The organism is Sphingomonas sp., assembly GCF_019746665.1.
Lineage (GTDB): Bacteria > Pseudomonadota > Alphaproteobacteria > Sphingomonadales > Sphingomonadaceae > Sphingomonas.
In genome coordinates, this window is sequence record NZ_JAIERS010000013.1 from 1 (window position 1) to 14,889 (window position 14,889).

The 14,889-nt window shown below is 67.9% G+C and carries 15 protein-coding genes; 7 read left to right on the forward strand and 8 right to left on the reverse strand.

The window, feature by feature from the left end:
* Positions 1-121: 121 nt before the first annotated feature.
* Together K2X73_RS09770 and K2X73_RS09775 are read left to right on the forward strand one after the other, a co-directional pair.
* The gene (locus K2X73_RS09770; protein WP_294110368.1) at positions 122-2,755 is read left to right on the forward strand and encodes a TonB-dependent receptor; all 2,634 of its coding nucleotides are present in this window, start codon (positions 122-124) and stop codon (positions 2,753-2,755) included.
* Positions 2,756-2,768: 13 nt separating this feature from the next.
* Positions 2,769-4,871, forward strand: a complete 2,103-nt coding sequence (locus K2X73_RS09775) for a hypothetical protein (protein ID WP_294110370.1) — start codon at positions 2,769-2,771, stop codon at positions 4,869-4,871.
* On the opposite strand, the gene K2X73_RS09780 is transcribed toward K2X73_RS09775, so the two are convergent.
* The 6 genes from K2X73_RS09780 to K2X73_RS09805 form a co-directional block, all read right to left on the reverse strand.
* Positions 4,795-5,469 carry a DUF6445 family protein gene (locus K2X73_RS09780; RefSeq protein ID WP_294110373.1) on the reverse strand — a complete coding sequence of 225 codons (675 nt, stop codon included), beginning with the start codon at positions 5,467-5,469 and terminating at the stop codon, positions 4,795-4,797. The two genes, K2X73_RS09775 and K2X73_RS09780, sit on opposite strands and share 77 nt — an antisense overlap.
* Positions 5,466-7,004, reverse strand: a complete 1,539-nt coding sequence (locus K2X73_RS09785; RefSeq protein ID WP_294110374.1) for a tryptophan halogenase family protein — start codon at positions 7,002-7,004, stop codon at positions 5,466-5,468. The genes K2X73_RS09780 and K2X73_RS09785 overlap by 4 nt, the downstream gene beginning before the upstream one ends.
* A 78-nt stretch (positions 7,005-7,082) precedes the next feature.
* Positions 7,083-7,265, reverse strand: a complete 183-nt coding sequence (locus K2X73_RS09790) for a DUF1289 domain-containing protein (RefSeq protein ID WP_294110377.1) — start codon at positions 7,263-7,265, stop codon at positions 7,083-7,085.
* Positions 7,262-8,668, reverse strand: a complete 1,407-nt coding sequence (locus K2X73_RS09795) for a DEAD/DEAH box helicase (RefSeq protein ID WP_294110379.1) — start codon at positions 8,666-8,668, stop codon at positions 7,262-7,264. Before K2X73_RS09795 ends, K2X73_RS09790 begins: the two co-directional genes overlap by 4 nt.
* Positions 8,669-8,770: 102 nt before the next feature.
* Entirely contained in the window at positions 8,771-9,187 is a 417-nt protein-coding gene (locus K2X73_RS09800; protein WP_294110381.1) for a hypothetical protein, read from the reverse strand.
* A gap of 45 nt (positions 9,188-9,232) precedes the next feature.
* Positions 9,233-10,549, reverse strand: coding sequence for a type VI secretion protein ImpB (locus tag K2X73_RS09805; RefSeq protein WP_294110383.1), 1,317 nt, complete (start codon positions 10,547-10,549; stop codon positions 9,233-9,235).
* A 73-nt stretch (positions 10,550-10,622) separates the two neighbouring features.
* On the opposite strand from K2X73_RS09805, the gene K2X73_RS09810 reads away from it, so the two are divergent.
* Entirely contained in the window at positions 10,623-10,955 is a 333-nt protein-coding gene (locus K2X73_RS09810; protein ID WP_294110385.1) for a DUF962 domain-containing protein, read from the forward strand.
* Here K2X73_RS09810 and K2X73_RS09815 read toward each other — a convergent pair.
* The gene (locus K2X73_RS09815) at positions 10,939-11,328 is read right to left on the reverse strand and encodes a type II toxin-antitoxin system VapC family toxin (RefSeq protein WP_294110387.1); all 390 of its coding nucleotides are present in this window, start codon (positions 11,326-11,328) and stop codon (positions 10,939-10,941) included. The genes K2X73_RS09810 and K2X73_RS09815 overlap by 17 nt on opposite strands.
* On the reverse strand, positions 11,328-11,594 hold the full coding sequence (locus tag K2X73_RS09820; protein ID WP_294110389.1) for a type II toxin-antitoxin system VapB family antitoxin: 267 nt from the start codon (positions 11,592-11,594) through the stop codon (positions 11,328-11,330). Before K2X73_RS09820 ends, K2X73_RS09815 begins: the two co-directional genes overlap by 1 nt.
* Before the next feature lie 112 nt (positions 11,595-11,706).
* On the opposite strand from K2X73_RS09820, the gene K2X73_RS09825 reads away from it, so the two are divergent.
* The 4 genes from K2X73_RS09825 (at position 11,707) to rsmH (ending at position 14,888) form a co-directional block, all read left to right on the forward strand.
* On the forward strand, positions 11,707-12,699 hold the full coding sequence (locus K2X73_RS09825) for a cysteine synthase A (protein ID WP_294110390.1): 993 nt from the start codon (positions 11,707-11,709) through the stop codon (positions 12,697-12,699).
* A 47-nt stretch (positions 12,700-12,746) separates the two neighbouring features.
* Entirely contained in the window at positions 12,747-13,049 is a 303-nt protein-coding gene (locus tag K2X73_RS09830; protein WP_294110392.1) for a hypothetical protein, read from the forward strand.
* 397 nt (positions 13,050-13,446) lie between these two features.
* A complete protein-coding gene (locus tag K2X73_RS09835) occupies positions 13,447-13,950 on the forward strand; it encodes a division/cell wall cluster transcriptional repressor MraZ (RefSeq protein ID WP_294110394.1) in 504 nt (167 codons plus the stop codon).
* Positions 13,947-14,888, forward strand: a complete 942-nt coding sequence (rsmH, locus tag K2X73_RS09840; RefSeq protein ID WP_294110395.1) for a 16S rRNA (cytosine(1402)-N(4))-methyltransferase RsmH — start codon at positions 13,947-13,949, stop codon at positions 14,886-14,888. Before K2X73_RS09835 ends, rsmH begins: the two co-directional genes overlap by 4 nt.
* Position 14,889 lies beyond the last annotated feature (1 nt).

Genomic DNA, 14,889 nt, shown 5'->3' on the forward strand with positions numbered 1-14,889 from the left:
TAGTCGTATGCTCAGTCATATGGCTCACTCTTATCTAAGAGCGAGACCCTGTCAGGTCATTTCGGGGGCCAACTCAAAAAACGGCAAGCGGCTGAGCGCGCGGGCGGTGTTGTTGTTGGGCGTGGCAGCGGCGCCGCTAACGCCGGCACTTGCGCGAAGCGCCGATCCTCACGGCCAGGCGCAAGATCAACCGACGCCGACGGCCCCGCAACAAGCGCCGCAACCCACCGACGCGCCACCCGGTACAAATACCGGGGAAGCTGATCCGTCGAACGGGCTGCAAGACGTCGTCGTTACCGGCACCACCTCGCGCAACCGGCCGCTGATCACGTCCTCGGCCGACATCACTTATGCGACGCGCGAGGCGATCGACCGCAAGGCGCCGCGCTCGACCGCCGATCTGCTCGAACTCGTGCCGGGCATTTTCGTCGAAGGCACGGCGGGCGAGCTGTCGAACAATTATTCGGTCCGCGGTCTGCAAGGCGGCGGCCAGCGCTTCGTCCAGCTGGAGGAAGACGGCCTGCCGATCATCTATCAGGGCGGCGGCGCGGACTTCTTCTTCACGCAGGACTTGTCGATCGACCGGCTGGAAGCGGTGAAGGGCGGTTCGTCGGGCGTGCTGACGGTGAACGGCGCGGGCGCGACGATCAACTTCATTTCGCGCGCGGCGAATTTCGAGCGGCCCGAGGCGATCGCGCGCTTCACCGCTTATGATTACGGGCTGCGGCGCGGTGATGCCTATGTCTCGGCGCCGATCATCAAGGACAAGCTGGCCTTCACGATCGGCGGCTTCTTTCAAACCAGCCCGGGGGTGCGCAGCAACCCGTTCAACTATGATGGCTATCGGTTGAAGGGTTCGCTCGAATATCGGTTCGACGATGGCGGGTTCGTGCGGCTCACCGGCCGGATCGGCGACTTCAAGGCGGCCTATTACGCTACCCAGCCTTACGCCAATAACAACGGGCAGCCGGGCGGCATCCCGGGGCTGGATACCCAATTCGGCAATATCGGCGGCACTGCCTTTTCACGGATTTCAGTGCCGGTTTCGACCTTTGTCGACCCCAGCGGCTTTCGCGATTTCAACTATTCGCAAGGGGTGCGGGTCAAGACGCAGCAATTGCGGATCGATGTGCAAAAGCCGCTCACCGACTCGATCGAATTGTTCGCCCACGCCCGCTATCTGGGGCTGAAGACCGATTTCAATGGGCTGTTTCCGGGATCGGGCACCGGCAATGCCGGGCTCGCGAGCGCGGTCACGTATCTTACGCCGGGCGCCGCTTCGCCGATCAACGATCTGCTGGCGCGCGGCGCGGCCGTGTTCCCGAACACGGCGCGTTTCGGCATCCGCAACCTGCGTACCAATGTCGTGCTGGGATCGAACCAGGTCGCGGCGCTCAACGCGCTCAACGGCAATGGCTTCCTCCAGCAGACGACGCTCAACCATGATTATCAGACCGGGTTCGATTTCGGATCGAATTTTGGCGGGCGCTGGGAATATCAGGGATCGGGCTTCAAGAACTCGCTCACGCTTGGCGTGCTCTATTACAATGTGGGCCGCTATCAAAATCAGTCGGCAACGTCGGCGGTCGTCAACGATGTCAAGAACAACAGCGATATCTATGATGTCGTCGCGCTCGATGCGAACAACAACGTCATCGGCACACTGACCGATAACGGCCAGATTTCGTACGGCAATTGGGGCGCGGGCATCCGCCGGCGGACCGACAGCTCGGTCTCGGTCTATGCCAATGACGAGTTCCAGATCGGCGACCTGCGGATCGACGGCGGTATCCGCTGGGAAAGCGACGATGCGCGCTTCCTCGACGGCCAACCGCCGACCGCCGCGCAGGCCGCGAACCCCGCCAATCGCCTGGTCGCGACCGCGTTCAACGCGCAAGGCCAGCCGACCGAGTTCCAGCAGCTCGTCCAACCTGGCGTCGCCAATGCCCGGGTCGTGCCGACGGTGGGCTCCACCTTTGGCGGCACCTTCGCCGACACGCGCCGCACCCAGGATCGCATCGCCTGGACGGTGGGCGTCAACTATCTGATCCGCCCGAACCTGTCAGTCTATGCCCGCTATGCCGATGGCTTCCAGACCAACAATACCGATCCGATCACCGGCATCGAGCTGTACGAAGGCGGCGTGCGCTATGAATATCGCCGCTTGCTCAGCGCCTCGGTCACGGTGTTCCAGACCAATTTCCGTAACCAGTTCTACAATTTCATCGATCCCACCAACCCGACGATCCAGACCGCTTTCCAGGCGGACCTGAGCACCTTCGGCGTCGAGGTCGATGCACTGATCCGGCCGGTGCGCTGGTGGTCGGTCGATTTCTTCGGGGTGTTCCAGGACCCGACGCTCAACAATCTGCGGCTGAACGGCCAGCGCCAGCAGGGGTTCGACGGCAACCGGCCCGAGCGTACCCCCTCGACGTTGTTCACCGTCACCTCCACCTTCCAGCTGCCGCGCAAGCTCGGCGAGTTTTACGGGCGGTACAAATATATCGGGAGAATTTTCGCGGACTCGGGCAACGGCATCGCGTTGCCGGCCTATGGCGTGACGAGCTTCGGCGTGAGCGTGAACCTCAGCGAACGGCTCCAAGCCAGCTTCAACGTCGACAATGTGTTCGACGAAATCGGCCTGACCGAGGGCAATCCCCGCCAGGGCCAGCGCCAGAACGCGGCCTCGGGCTTCTTCTACGCGCGGGGTATCGTCGGGCCGACCTTTGGCGGCAGCGTGACGATGCGGTTCTAGGAGCGTGCGGTTGATGGGTTGGGAGGTGCCGCGCGCCGCGGGGGCGTTGCTGGGCGGCGTATTGCTCGGCGCGGCGCCTCCGCCCGCCACGCCCGAGCTCGCTTATCAGCTGGTCGAGGGGCGCAACATCAACGCCTTCGTCCGCGATGGGCCGGTGGCGGCGCATCTGCTGCTGCGCTCGGGGCTCGACCCGCGCATCCTGATCGCGTTCCCGGCGGGGAATAGCGGGGTGGCGCTGTGGTTCGATCGCGTCGCCGCGCCGGTGACCTGGCGGCTCGAGCAGCCGCCGCTGCCGCTCGCCGTGAACGATGCGCGGGGGCGGTCGCTCCACGGGGTGCGCGCGGTGGCGAGCGTCGATGCGGCGCGGCTGGCGGTGAAGCAGGGCCTTGTGACGAACGTCCGCTATCTGCGCGACTATCAGGCGATCGCCAAATTCCCGCCCGAGGTAAGCGTCGCGCCGCGCATCAGCGGCGATACGATCGAATGGGCGCGCGACCGGCTCGATGGCGCGCCGGGCTATCTGCTGCGGGTGCGGGTGCTGAGCGGGCGGATCGCCGGGCAGGCGATCACCGCCCAGGCCGGGCAGCCGATCCGGCTCGAGATGATCGGCGCGACCGGCGATCCGCCGCTTACCGGGCTGACCGAGGGCGAACTGCTGAGCGCCCGCGCCGCGCCGGACCAGGCCGCGCGCAACGCGCTGCGCTTCCTCAGCTACCGCGAGAAATTCCTCGCCGGATCGTGGCGGTTCAACACCTATTTCGGGCGCGACACGTTGATGTCGGTGCGGCTGTTGATGCCCGCGCTCCAGCCCGCGGCGATCGAGGCGGGGCTGAACGCGGTGCTCGCCCGGCTCAACCCGACGGGCGAAGTGGCGCATGAGGAGGGCATCGCCGAGTTCGCGATCATGGAAAAGCGCCGCGCGAGCGAGCGCGGCAACGCCGCCGAGCTCGACTATTTCATGGTCGACGACGATTACATGCTCGCCCCGGTCGCCGCGGCCTATCTGCTCGACCGTGCGCCGGATGCCCGCGCCTATCTCGCCCGAGGGCTGACGAGCGTCGCGGTACCCGACCGTCAGGAGAAGGTTGGCGCCGCGCTGGTGCGCAATCTGCGCTTCGTCCTCGCCCAGGCGCGGCCCTTCGCGCAGGCGCCGGCAGTCGAGCGGCTGATCGCGTTCAAGCCCGGCCGCGCGGCGGGGCAGTGGCGCGACAGCAATGATGGCGTCGGCGGCGGGCGCTATGCCTATGATGTGAACGCGGTGCTGGTGCCGGCCGCGCTCGATGCGGCGGCGCGGCTCTACGCGGCCGGGCTGCTCGATCCGTATCTATCGGCCGATGACCGTCAGGCGTTGGGCGAGGCGGCGCGGTTGGCGAAGGCATGGCGCGAGGCGGCGCCGCCGCTGTTCGCGCAAAGCGTGCCCGCCGCTGAGGCCGCGAGCGCGATCCGGGGCTATGCCGCGCGGCTGGGCGTACCCGCCGCGCCGGCGCTCGCCGCCTTGGGGGCGGGGCCGCTCGACTATCATGCGATCGCGCTCGATGCCGATGGCAAGCCAGTGCCCATCCTCCATTCGGACGAGGGCTTCGCGCTGCTGTTCGCGCGGCCGAGCGCGGGGGAGCTCGATCGCGCGGTCACGGCGATGATGCGACCCTTTCCGGCAGGGTTGATGACCGATGCCGGGCTGCTCGTCGCCAATCCGGTGCTCGCGCCGGCGGCGTTGCAGGCGAAATTCACCCCGGCCGCCTATCATGGCGCGGTGGTGTGGTCCTGGCAGCAGGCGCTGCTCGCCGCCGGGCTCGAACGCCAGCTCGCGCGCACCGACTTGCCGCCCGCGACGCGCGCCCGGTTGCGCGATGCCCAGGCCAAGCTGTGGCGGGTGATCCTGGCCGCGCGCGCGGTCGCCAATTCGGAGCTGTGGTCGTGGCGCTATGCCGGGGGCCGCTATCAGGTGGTCGCCTTCGGCGCGGGGCGGCAGGATGTGGACGAGTCGAACGCGGCGCAGCTGTGGAGTACCGTCTATCTCGCGGTGCGGCCGCCGGCGGCTATTCGGCCGCCAGAAACGCCGTCACCGTCAACCGGCCAAGGCGGGGATCGGGCGAAAGCACCGCGCCCGCGCTGATCGCGCCGCTATGGAGCAAGGCGCTGCGGTAGATCACCGCGCGATTGGCGCGCGCCGCCACCCGCGCGGTGCAAGCGAAGTGCGGGGTGTCGCCGGTGATGTAAGCCTGGGGCGGGGGCGTCATCGCCAGCTCCTCCGCCAATTGCCGCTGATAGCCCGGCGCGCGCGCGGCATCGAGCGTTTCATAGCCGGTCGCGCGGTGGCGGAAGAAGGCGGTGCCGTCGCCCCCCTCAAGCATCAGATAATGCACCAGCGCGATGCGCCCCGGATCGAGCGCATCGACATGCGGCACCCGCTGCGCGACACTCAATTGCTCGGGCGGCGTCGTCACCAGCGCGAAGCGCGCGTCGAGCACGCGCCAGGCGCGGCGATGGCCGAACACCTCGCGCAGCACGGTCGCGAGTACCGGCTGGACCGCGACCAGATAGTCGCGCGGCACGGCTGCGCTGAGCCCCGGATAATGGTCGCTCGCCGGCGTGAACTGCGCTGTCGCCGCCGCTTGCCGCAGCGCGTCAGGATCGGGCGCGAAGCCGTCGACCGTCACCAGCGGCTGGCGCTCCGCGCCGATCAGCCGCGCGGCGATCTCGGGCCGGTTCATCCCGCCAGCGCGACCGCCGGGGCGGGGGCGCCGATCAGCGCGGCGATGGCCGCGTCATGCTTGGGGAGCGTCGGCGCGGCGCGGGCGACCACGGCGGCGATCTGCTCCAGCTGCGCGCGGTTCACCGCCGGATCGAGCGTATCGGCGAGCGGGTTGTAATCGCCCGCCAGCACCTCCTGCCCGTTGAGCACCGCGAGCCAGCTCGCCTCGCGGAACAGCGCGTCGCCCTCGATCATCACCCGGCCCGATCGGCGATACTGGGCTTCCTTCTCCACCAGCGTCTCGGGCAGTTGCATGTGCCGGCACTGCGCCCACAGCGGCTCGGGCTTGTCGTGCGTCGCGTGGTAATGGAGGATCAGGAAGTCCTTGATGTCGTCCATGTCTGCGGCGAACACCCGGTCGAAACGGGCGGCGAGGGCAGGGTCCATGTCGGCATCGGGGAACAGGGTCAGCAGCTTGGCGATGCCCGACTGGATCAGGTGGATGCTGGTCGATTCGAGCGGTTCGAGAAAGCCCGAGGACAGCCCGATCGCGACGACATTGCCCACCCAGCAGCGCCGCCGCATCCCGGCGGTGAAGCGCAGGAAACGCGGCTCGGCGAGCGGCGCGCCGTCGAGATTGGCGAGCAAGGTCGCCGCCGCCTCGTCGTCCGACAATAGGGCGCTCGCATAGACATAGCCATTGCCGGTGCGGTGCTGGAGCGGGATGCGCCACTGCCAGCCCGCCGCGCGCGCGGTCGAACGGGTGTAGGGCGTGGTTTCGGCGACCCGCGCGCACGGCACCGCCACCGCGCGGTCGCACGGCAGCCAGTGCGACCAATCGTCGAACCCCGCGCCCATCGCGCCTTCGATCAGCAGCGCGCGAAACCCCGAGCAATCGATGAACAGCTCGCCCGCCAGCCGCTCGCCGCGCTCGGTGGTGAGCGCGGTCAGTTGACCACTCGCACCATCGCGCTCGATGTCGCGCAGCTTGCCCTCGACGCGGGTGACGCCCGCCGCCTCGGCGATTCCGCGCAGATGCTGCGCATAGAGCGCCGCGTCGAAATGATAGGCATAGCCGAGCGTCGACAGGATCGAGCGCGCATCGCCCTGCGGCTTGGCGAAGCGATTCTCGGCGGCGAGCCGCGTCGCGAGCGAAAAGGCACTGAGCGGCAGATCGAGCCCCTCGGCCCGCGCTTTCAGCCAGCGATGGTGGAAGGCGACGCCGGGAAGCTGCACGCCATAAGTGCCGAAGGGGTGGAAATAGCGGTGGCCGGGCCGCGTCCAATCGACGAACTCGATCCCCAGCTTGAAGCTAGCCTTGGTCGCGCGGAGGAATTCAGCCTCATCGAGCCCGATCAGCTCGTTGAACCAGTGGATGGTCGGGATCGTCGCCTCGCCGACGCCGACGGTGCCGATCTCGGCGGATTCGAGCAGCGTGATCGACAGGCGCGGCCCGAAGCTCTTGGCGAGCGCGGTGGCGGTCATCCACCCGGCGGTGCCGCCGCCCAGGATAACGACACGCCGCAATCTGCCCGGTCGTTCGCTGTCGCGCATCGTGCCGTCCTCATTGCCTGCAAACCTTTGTAGGCCAACTCGCGGTGGTTCGGCAAATTTATCAGCGCTTTTTGGGGGTTAACCCCGCCGCCCCGGCAATTCGGCCATCACCGCCGCGCGCCAGGCGCTCGACTCGCGGGTCCAGCGGGCGATCTCGTCTAACGTGCGGGCGCAGCCCACGCAGCGGCCGGTCGCGTCGTCGATCCGGCAGACGTTGACGCACGGGCTTTCGACCCGCACCGGCGCGATCCGTTCGATCACGCCGCCAGCGAAGCGCGCAGGAATTCGGGGAAGGGGCCGTGCCAGCCGTCTTCGCCGACGGGGCTCGCATCCTCGATCAGCGGCTCGGCGGTGAAGCCGCGCGGGCCGCGCTCACGTGCTGGCTCCCTCGCGGGCTCGGGCGCCGGGCGCGCGTCTCCCCGCTTGGGACGCGAATCGGCCTTGGCGGGCGCTTCGGCCTTTACAGGCGCCTCCGCCTTGGCCGCGCCTCTCGCCGGGCGCTTGCGGCCGCGCGATCGGCTCGGCGCGCCCTCCGCCGGCGCCAAGTCGGCGGCGCCTTCCAGCCGCGGGATCGCCTGGCCGGTCAGCTTCTCGATATTGGCGATATTCTCGGCGTCCTCGGCGGTGACGAAGGTATAGGCAACCCCGGTCGCCCCCGCGCGGCCGGTGCGGCCGATGCGGTGGACATAATCGTCCGGGTGCCAGGGCGCGTCGAAGTTGAACACATGGCTCACGCCCTTGATGTCGAGCCCGCGCGCGGCGACATCGGAAGCGACGAGAATGTTGATCTCGCCCGCCTTGAAGCGATCGAGCTCGGCGATGCGCTGCGGCTGCTCCATGTCGCCATGAATTTCGCCCGAACGGTGGCCGTCGCGCTTCAGCGCGCGGTTCAGATCGCGGACGGTCGTCTTGCGGTTGCAGAAGATGATCGCGGTCTTGACTTGCGGGTCTTCGAGCAGGTCGCCCAGCCGGTCACGCTTCTTGGCGCTCGATACCGGCACCAGCCACTGGGTGATGTTGGTGTTGGTCGTCGCCGGCCGCGCGACCTCGATCGTCTTGGGGTTCGACAGGAACTTGTCGGCCAGCTTCTTGATCGGCGGCGGCATTGTCGCCGAGAACAGCAAGGTCTGGCGCTGCGCCGGCAGCTTGCTGCAAATCTGTTCGATATCGGGAATGAACCCCATGTCGAGCATCCGGTCGGCCTCGTCGATCACCAGCAATTCGCAGCCGGTGAGCAATATCTTGCCGCGCTCGAACAGGTCCATCAGCCGGCCAGGGGTGGCGATCAGCACGTCCACGCCCTTTTCCAGCGCCTTCACCTGATCGCCCATCTGCACGCCGCCGATCAGCAGCGCCATCGAGAGCTTGTGGTATTTGCCGTATTTCTCGAAATTCTCCGCCACCTGCGCGGCGAGTTCGCGCGTCGGCTCCAGGATCAGCGAGCGCGGCATCCGCGCGCGGCTGCGGCCATGCGCCAGAATGTCGATCATCGGCAGCACGAAGCTCGCCGTCTTGCCGGTGCCGGTTTGGGCGATGCCGATCATGTCGCGCATCATCAGCACCGACGGGATGGCGCTGGCCTGGATCGGTGTCGGCTCGTTATAGCCGGCTTCCGTTACGGCGCGGAGAAGTTCTTCGGATAGGCCGAGATCGGCAAAGGTCATTTAGGGGTCCGGGAAAAGCCCCGGCACAGGCCTAGGGGCACTGGTTGCGCGCTTGCGGATTTACGCGCGAATGTCAAGGAAAAGCGGGCTGGCGCCGTGCCGTTACTTTCGCCGCATCAGCTTGCGAAAGCCCGTGATGCGGCAGGCGTCGCCCGAGCGCGATCGCACCGCGTCGCGCTTGGCGCAGAGTTGGCCGTCGGAATTGGCCTTCACATAGAGCCCGCGGTAGAAATCGAGCGCAGGGCAGGCATCGTCGAAGCGCGCGCGCAGCCGGCCGCCATCGGCCAGCAGCAAATCCATCCGCTCGGGCTCGATCATCGCCGCGCCGACAATCCCGTCGAGCGGCACGCAGCGCGGCCCCTTGGCCTCGCGCCAACGGGTGGGCACGACCACGGCGCCGGGCGGCTCGGAGCGCGGCACGCGGATCACCACCCGCTGGTGGATCGAAAAGCCCGTGATTTGCGCCGTCGCCGGCTCCGGGGCGAGCGTCAGCAATGGAAGGGCGAGCCAGCGGGTCATGCGAACCACCAGCCATAGCGCGGCGGGTTGAACAACGCATGAATATTATTCGTGGAACTCGCTCGCTTCGGGGATGCGGCCGAAGGCGATCTTGGCGCCGACCCGGTCGATCCGCCCGCCCGTCAGCACGCCCACCGACACCGCGTTGCGCCCGAACTTTTCGTTGAGCCGGTCCATCGCCCGGCTGAGCGCGACGCCGCGCGTTTCGCGCGCCAGCGGCTCGTCGGGGGCGAGGTGCGCGAACAGGCTGTGCTGCTCGCCCGCCGCCGGGGCGATCTCGGAAAGGGTCACCCCGATCAGCCGCACCTGCCCGCCGCCGCGATGCGCCCGCCCCGCCGCGCGCAGCCGTTCGATCAGCGGATCGAGCGCGGCCAGGATCACGAAGCTGTCCTCGGTCGCGGGCAATTTGGCGGCGGCGCGCCAGTTGCTCTTGTCGTCCTCGAACTTGGCGTGGAGCACCAGCAGCCGCGCGCGATACCCCTTGCGGCGGAGCCGGCTCGCGGCCTTCAGCGCCAGTCGCCGCGCGGTGAGCCGGGCGGGGACGAAGCCGCGCTTGCCGGGGGAAAGCACCTGGCTGTGGCCGATCGTGCGGCTCTGCGTCGGCTTTTCGGGCAGGTCGACGCCGTGAAGCAGATACCAGAGCCGGTCGCCATTTGTGCCGCCCCAGGCGCTCCCCGCGTCACGCGGCCGGCGCGCGAGCAGCTGACGGATGTCGTTGATGCCGTCCTGCGCCAGCCGCCGCGCCATTTTCGCGCCGATGCCGGCGATGTCGGTGAGCGGCATGTCGTACAGCCGGTGCGGCAGCTGATCGGCGCTCAGGATCACCAGGCCGTCGGGCTTCTGCATGTCCGAGGCGAGCTTCGCGAGCAGCCGGTTGGGCGCGATGCCGACCGAGCAGGTGAGGCATTCGCCGACATTCGCCCGGATGCCCGCCTTGATCCGCCGGGCGAGCGCGGTCGCGGCCGCGACGCTGTTCTCGTTATCGAGCAGCCGGCAGGCGACTTCGTCGATCGAGCAGACATGCGTCACCGGGATGTGCCGCCACACCTCGGCGAGGATCGCCTCGTGGAAGGCGACATAGCGATCGTGGCGCGCCGGGGTGATGATGAGGTCGCGGCATTTCTGCTTTGCTTCCCACACCGGCGTGCCGGTGCGGATGCCGTAGCGCTTGGCCTCGACCGAGGCGGCGATCGCGACCGTCGTGTCGCTATCGACCGGGGCGACCAGGATCGGCCTGCCGCGCAAATGGGGCTGAAGCTGCTGCTCGACGCTCGCGAAATAGCTGTTCAGGTCCAGAAACAGCCAGCGCAACGGTCGCGGCGGCAGGGCGAGCGCGTCGAGCGGGGCCGAGTCTTGGAACATGGCGGGAACATAGGCCAGGCCGGCGCGTCGCGAAAGGCTTGACGCGCGGCGCCGTGGCGGCTCCTATCGCGGCATGAAGCCGATCACCCGCTATGCCGATTTCTGGCCGCATTATCTGCGGGAGCACGCCCGCGCCGAGACCCGCGCGCTGCATTATGCGGGCACGGCGCTCACCTTCCTGGCGGCGGCGCTGGCGCTGACGCAGAACGGCTGGTGGTGGCTCGCGGTGCCGCTCGCGGGCTATGGCTTCGCCTGGGGCGCGCATTTCGCGGTGGAGCGAAACCGGCCGGCGACCTTCACTTATCCGCTCTGGTCGCTGGTGAGCGACTATCGCATGTTCTTCCTGGCGCTCGCCGGGCGGCTCGGCCCGCATCTGGCGCGCGCCGGGGTCAGCGCGCGGGCGTGACGTCGGTCTGGGCGAAATCCTCGCCCTTGAACAGCAGCGGCTCGTCGAGGGATTTGGCGAGCGCATAGGCGAAGCAGTCGCCGAAATTGAGCCGGGCGGGGTGGCCGGAGCCGATGCCGAAGCGGCGATAGGCGTCGTGGCCGATCCGCGCTTGTTCGACGGTGACTGGTTCCAGATCGATATTGAGCAAAGACATCAGCGTTACGAGTTCGGTGCGTAAATCGTCGGCGCGGCGGGTAAGGACCGCGCCAAGTTCGATCCAGCTTCCGGTCGAAAGGCGACGATTCCTCGCGCTTTTGATCAGCGCACTGAACTGATCAACTTCGGGCTCGCATAGCAGCATTGCCATTACTGCCGACGTATCGATGACCATCAGACGGGCAATCCGTCCTCATCATAGATTGAATCCATGATTTCCTTTGACGTCATATGATGCCATTCGGCGGGCATTTTCTCGCGGAAGCGCCTCGAAATTTCTCTCACGGCGGCGATCGTTTTCGCGAGATCGAGCTCGCGAACCGCCATTTCGCGTTCCAACGCCCCGCGGATCGCCGCCTCCACGCTCTCCCCGCGCGCGGCGGCAAGCGTTTCGGCGAGCCGCAGTGTCTCCGCGTCGGTGATCTTCAGTTCGGCGCCCATCGCTCAACTCCTCGTGGCCTAGCTTATCACAGCGCGCGCCCCCGCCAAACGCCTCGCCCGCGCAAAGCTTCTCTTTCTTGCAGCCGATCGTCGCCCCGGCCATTGAAGCGCCATGCCCAGCGCGCCCAACACCCTTGCCCTGATCGGCAACACCCCGCTCGTCCGCCTGAAAGGCCCCAGCGACGAAAGCGGCGGCGAGATTTTCGCCAAGTGCGAGTTCACCAACCCCGGCGGATCGGTGAAGGACCGCGCCGCGCTCGCGATCGTCGAGGATGCGGAGGAGCGTGGGCTGATCCATACCGGCGGCACGATCGTCGAGGGGACCGCGGGCAATACCGGCATCGGCCTCGCGCTCGTCGCCAACGCCAAGGGCTATCGCACGATCATCGTGATGCCCGAGACGCAGAGCCGCGAGAAGATGGACACGCTGCGCGCGCTTGGCGCCGAGCTGATCACGGTGCCCGCCGCGCCCTATGCCTCGCCGTGCCATTTCGTCCACCAGTCGCGCCGCATCGCCGAGGAGACGCCCAACGCGATCTGGGCGAACCAGTTCGACAATGTCGCCAACCGCCGCGCGCACATCAACGGCACCGCCGCTGAGATTTGGGAGCAGCTCGAAGGGCGGATCGACGGGTTCACCTGCGCGGTCGGCACCGGCGGCACGCTCGCGGGCGTCGGACTAGGGCTGAAGGAAAAGGACGAGGCGGTCACGATCGCGCTCAGCGACCCGCACGGCGCCGCGCTTTACAATTATTACGCGCATGGCGAGCTGAAATCGGAAGGCTCATCGGTCGCGGAAGGGATCGGGCAGGGGCGGATCACCGGCAATCTGGAAGGCGCGCCGGTCGACACCCAGTTCCGCATCAGCGATGCCGAGGGACTCTATTGGGTTGAGCGGCTGCTGGTCGAGGAAGGGCTGTGCCTGGGCTTGTCGTCGGGCATCAACGTCGCCGGCGCGGTCGCGCTGGCGCGGCGCTTGGGGCGCGGCAGTCGAGTCGCGACGATTCTGTGCGACACGGGGTTCCGCTATCTCTCGACGCTCTACAATCGCGACTGGCTGGCGGCGAAAGGCCTGCCGATCCCGCGGCAGCTCACCCCCCGTTAAGGTTGGTTCGACAATAGCCTACGTTTCTGGTAACGGCGTAACGGGGCATGAAGAAGGCGATCGAACCCGCGCAGGCGATCCAGCGCGTCAAGGTTGGGATGACCGGCCTGGCGTTCGTGCTGCTGCTCATCGGCCTGGCGAGCGCCATTTTCAGCGCGGTCAACCGCGAGCGGCCGGTGGCGGCGATCGGCGCGGCCAAGCCCGATGTCGTCGCCAATCTCACCAACGCCAACATCACCGATCCGCTGGCCAGCGCGCAGAAAGAGCCGCTCGCCGAACTGGGGGTCGCCCCCAGCACCAGCACCCCGAACCCGGATACCCCGCCGCCCGCCGCCAAGCCGCGTCAATAGCCGGCCGGGCTCCGATGGCCGGCCCGACGCCGCGCGGACGAGAGTGTCTGCGGCATATCTCCTTCAAAAACCAACGTTTCGTCGTGGCCGCCTAATCGACACGCGAGCGCCGGCGCGCGCGGGCAGATGACGTTGTTAACCAACCCGCCCGCGCACTGTGGTTTTTCCGTAAAGAACGAAGCGGGAACCGCTTTTTACAATCCCCTCAGCTTGGCGTTTGAACCCAGCATTTCCCCGTAAATCCCCATTTCACCCGTTGTGTCCCCAACAGGCCCCATGTATAGCTTTGGTTAACAGGGGCGGGCTCCCTTGCGTAAAGCGCAGCGTACTTCGCTAGGCGGCGGGCAGGCCGTTTTGCGGGGCAGGGGAGTCGCGTGCCGCCTGGGCAGGGGCGTGCGTGTCAGTCAGGGGTATCTATCAGGGCTATGCTCTGCAGCAGGTGGACGAGAAGGGTCGCGTCGCGATCCCCTCGACGCTGCGCGCGACCCTGATCGCCCGCAACCCCGCCGGCATCGACCCCAAGGATGCCGCCACCGTCATCGTCGGCCTGCATGAAAGCGATCCATGCCTGATCGGCTATGACGCCGGCCACGCCGAACGCCTCCACGCCGATCTCGCCGAGCGCGCCCGCGCCCATGCCGGCGAGAATGGCGCGCCGCGCGCCCAGATCCTGCGCGCCGGCATGGCCGCCGATCCGGTGCCGTTCGATGCTTCGGGCCGGTTCATCCTGCCGCCCTTCCCGCGCCGGCGGATGAAGATCGGCAAGTTCGCCTTCTTCGCCGGCATGGGCGACCATTTTGAAATCTGGGACCCGGCGACGCTCATCGGCTGCGACACCGCCGCCGACTGGATGAAGGACGCCGCGCGCTTCTTCATGGAAGAGCGGGGAGAGGCGTTGTGACCGCCGCCACCCCCCACATCCCGGTGCTGCTCACCGAAGTGATCGACGCGCTCGCCATTGTCCCCGGCGAGCGCCATGTCGACGCGACCTTCGGCGCGGGTGGCTATAGCCGGGCGATGCTCGACGCAGGGGGCGAGGTGATCGCGTTCGATCGCGATCCCGATGCCGCCGCGCTCGGCCGCGCGCTCGCCGCCGAGCGGCCACGGCTGATGCTGATCGAGGCGCCCTTCTCCACCCTCGCCGCCGAACTCGCCGCGCGCGGCCTCGTGCCCGTGGATGGGCTGGTGATGGACATCGGCGTTTCGTCGATGCAGCTCGACCAGGCCGAGCGCGGGTTCAGCTTCCAGGGCGATGGTCCGCTCGACATGCGGATGGCGCAGGCCGGCACCACCGCCGCCGAATGGCTGAACGGCGCCGACGAGGCCGAGATCGCCGACGTGCTCCATACCTATGGCGAGGAGCCGCGCGCCCGCCGCGTCGCCCGCGCGATCGTGGCGGCGCGGCCGCTCGGGCGCACCGGCGAGCTCGCCGAGGTCGTCCGCCGCGCGCTCGGTCACAAGCCGCACGACAAGAAAGACCCGGCGACGCGGAGCTTCCAGGCGATCCGCATCCATCTGAACCAGGAACTGGACGAGCTGCGCGCGGCGCTCGACGCGGCGGAACGGGTGTTGAAGCCCGGCGGGCGGCTCGCGGTGGTCACCTTCCACAGCCTCGAGGACCGGCTGGTCAAGAATTTCCTGCGCGAACGATCGGGCAATCTGCCCGCCGGATCGCGCCACTTACCGCAGGCGCCGCAGGGGCCCGCGCCGACCTTCGATCAGGTCGGGCGGGGGCAGCGTCCTTCGGACGACGAGATCGCGCGCAATCCGCGCGCGCGCTCGGCGACACTCAGAACCGCGCGGCGCACGGCGGCGCCCGCATGGCACCAGGGAGCGTAGA

Coding starts and splice junctions, on each gene's coding strand:
- K2X73_RS09820 (WP_294110389.1), bottom strand. CDS start 11,594: ATGGGCGCCGAACTGAAGATCACCGACGCGGAGACACTGCGGCTCGCC.
- K2X73_RS09780 (WP_294110373.1), bottom strand. CDS start 5,469: ATGAACCGGCCCGAGATCGCCGCGCGGCTGATCGGCGCGGAGCGCCAG.
- K2X73_RS09775 (WP_294110370.1), top strand. CDS start 2,769: ATGGGTTGGGAGGTGCCGCGCGCCGCGGGGGCGTTGCTGGGCGGCGTA.
- K2X73_RS09810 (WP_294110385.1), top strand. CDS start 10,623: ATGAAGCCGATCACCCGCTATGCCGATTTCTGGCCGCATTATCTGCGG.
- K2X73_RS09800 (WP_294110381.1), bottom strand. CDS start 9,187: ATGACCCGCTGGCTCGCCCTTCCATTGCTGACGCTCGCCCCGGAGCCG.
- K2X73_RS09830 (WP_294110392.1), top strand. CDS start 12,747: ATGAAGAAGGCGATCGAACCCGCGCAGGCGATCCAGCGCGTCAAGGTT.
- K2X73_RS09825 (WP_294110390.1), top strand. CDS start 11,707: ATGCCCAGCGCGCCCAACACCCTTGCCCTGATCGGCAACACCCCGCTC.
- K2X73_RS09805 (WP_294110383.1), bottom strand. CDS start 10,549: ATGTTCCAAGACTCGGCCCCGCTCGACGCGCTCGCCCTGCCGCCGCGA.
- K2X73_RS09785 (WP_294110374.1), bottom strand. CDS start 7,004: ATGCGCGACAGCGAACGACCGGGCAGATTGCGGCGTGTCGTTATCCTG.
- K2X73_RS09815 (WP_294110387.1), bottom strand. CDS start 11,328: ATGGTCATCGATACGTCGGCAGTAATGGCAATGCTGCTATGCGAGCCC.
- K2X73_RS09795 (WP_294110379.1), bottom strand. CDS start 8,668: ATGACCTTTGCCGATCTCGGCCTATCCGAAGAACTTCTCCGCGCCGTA.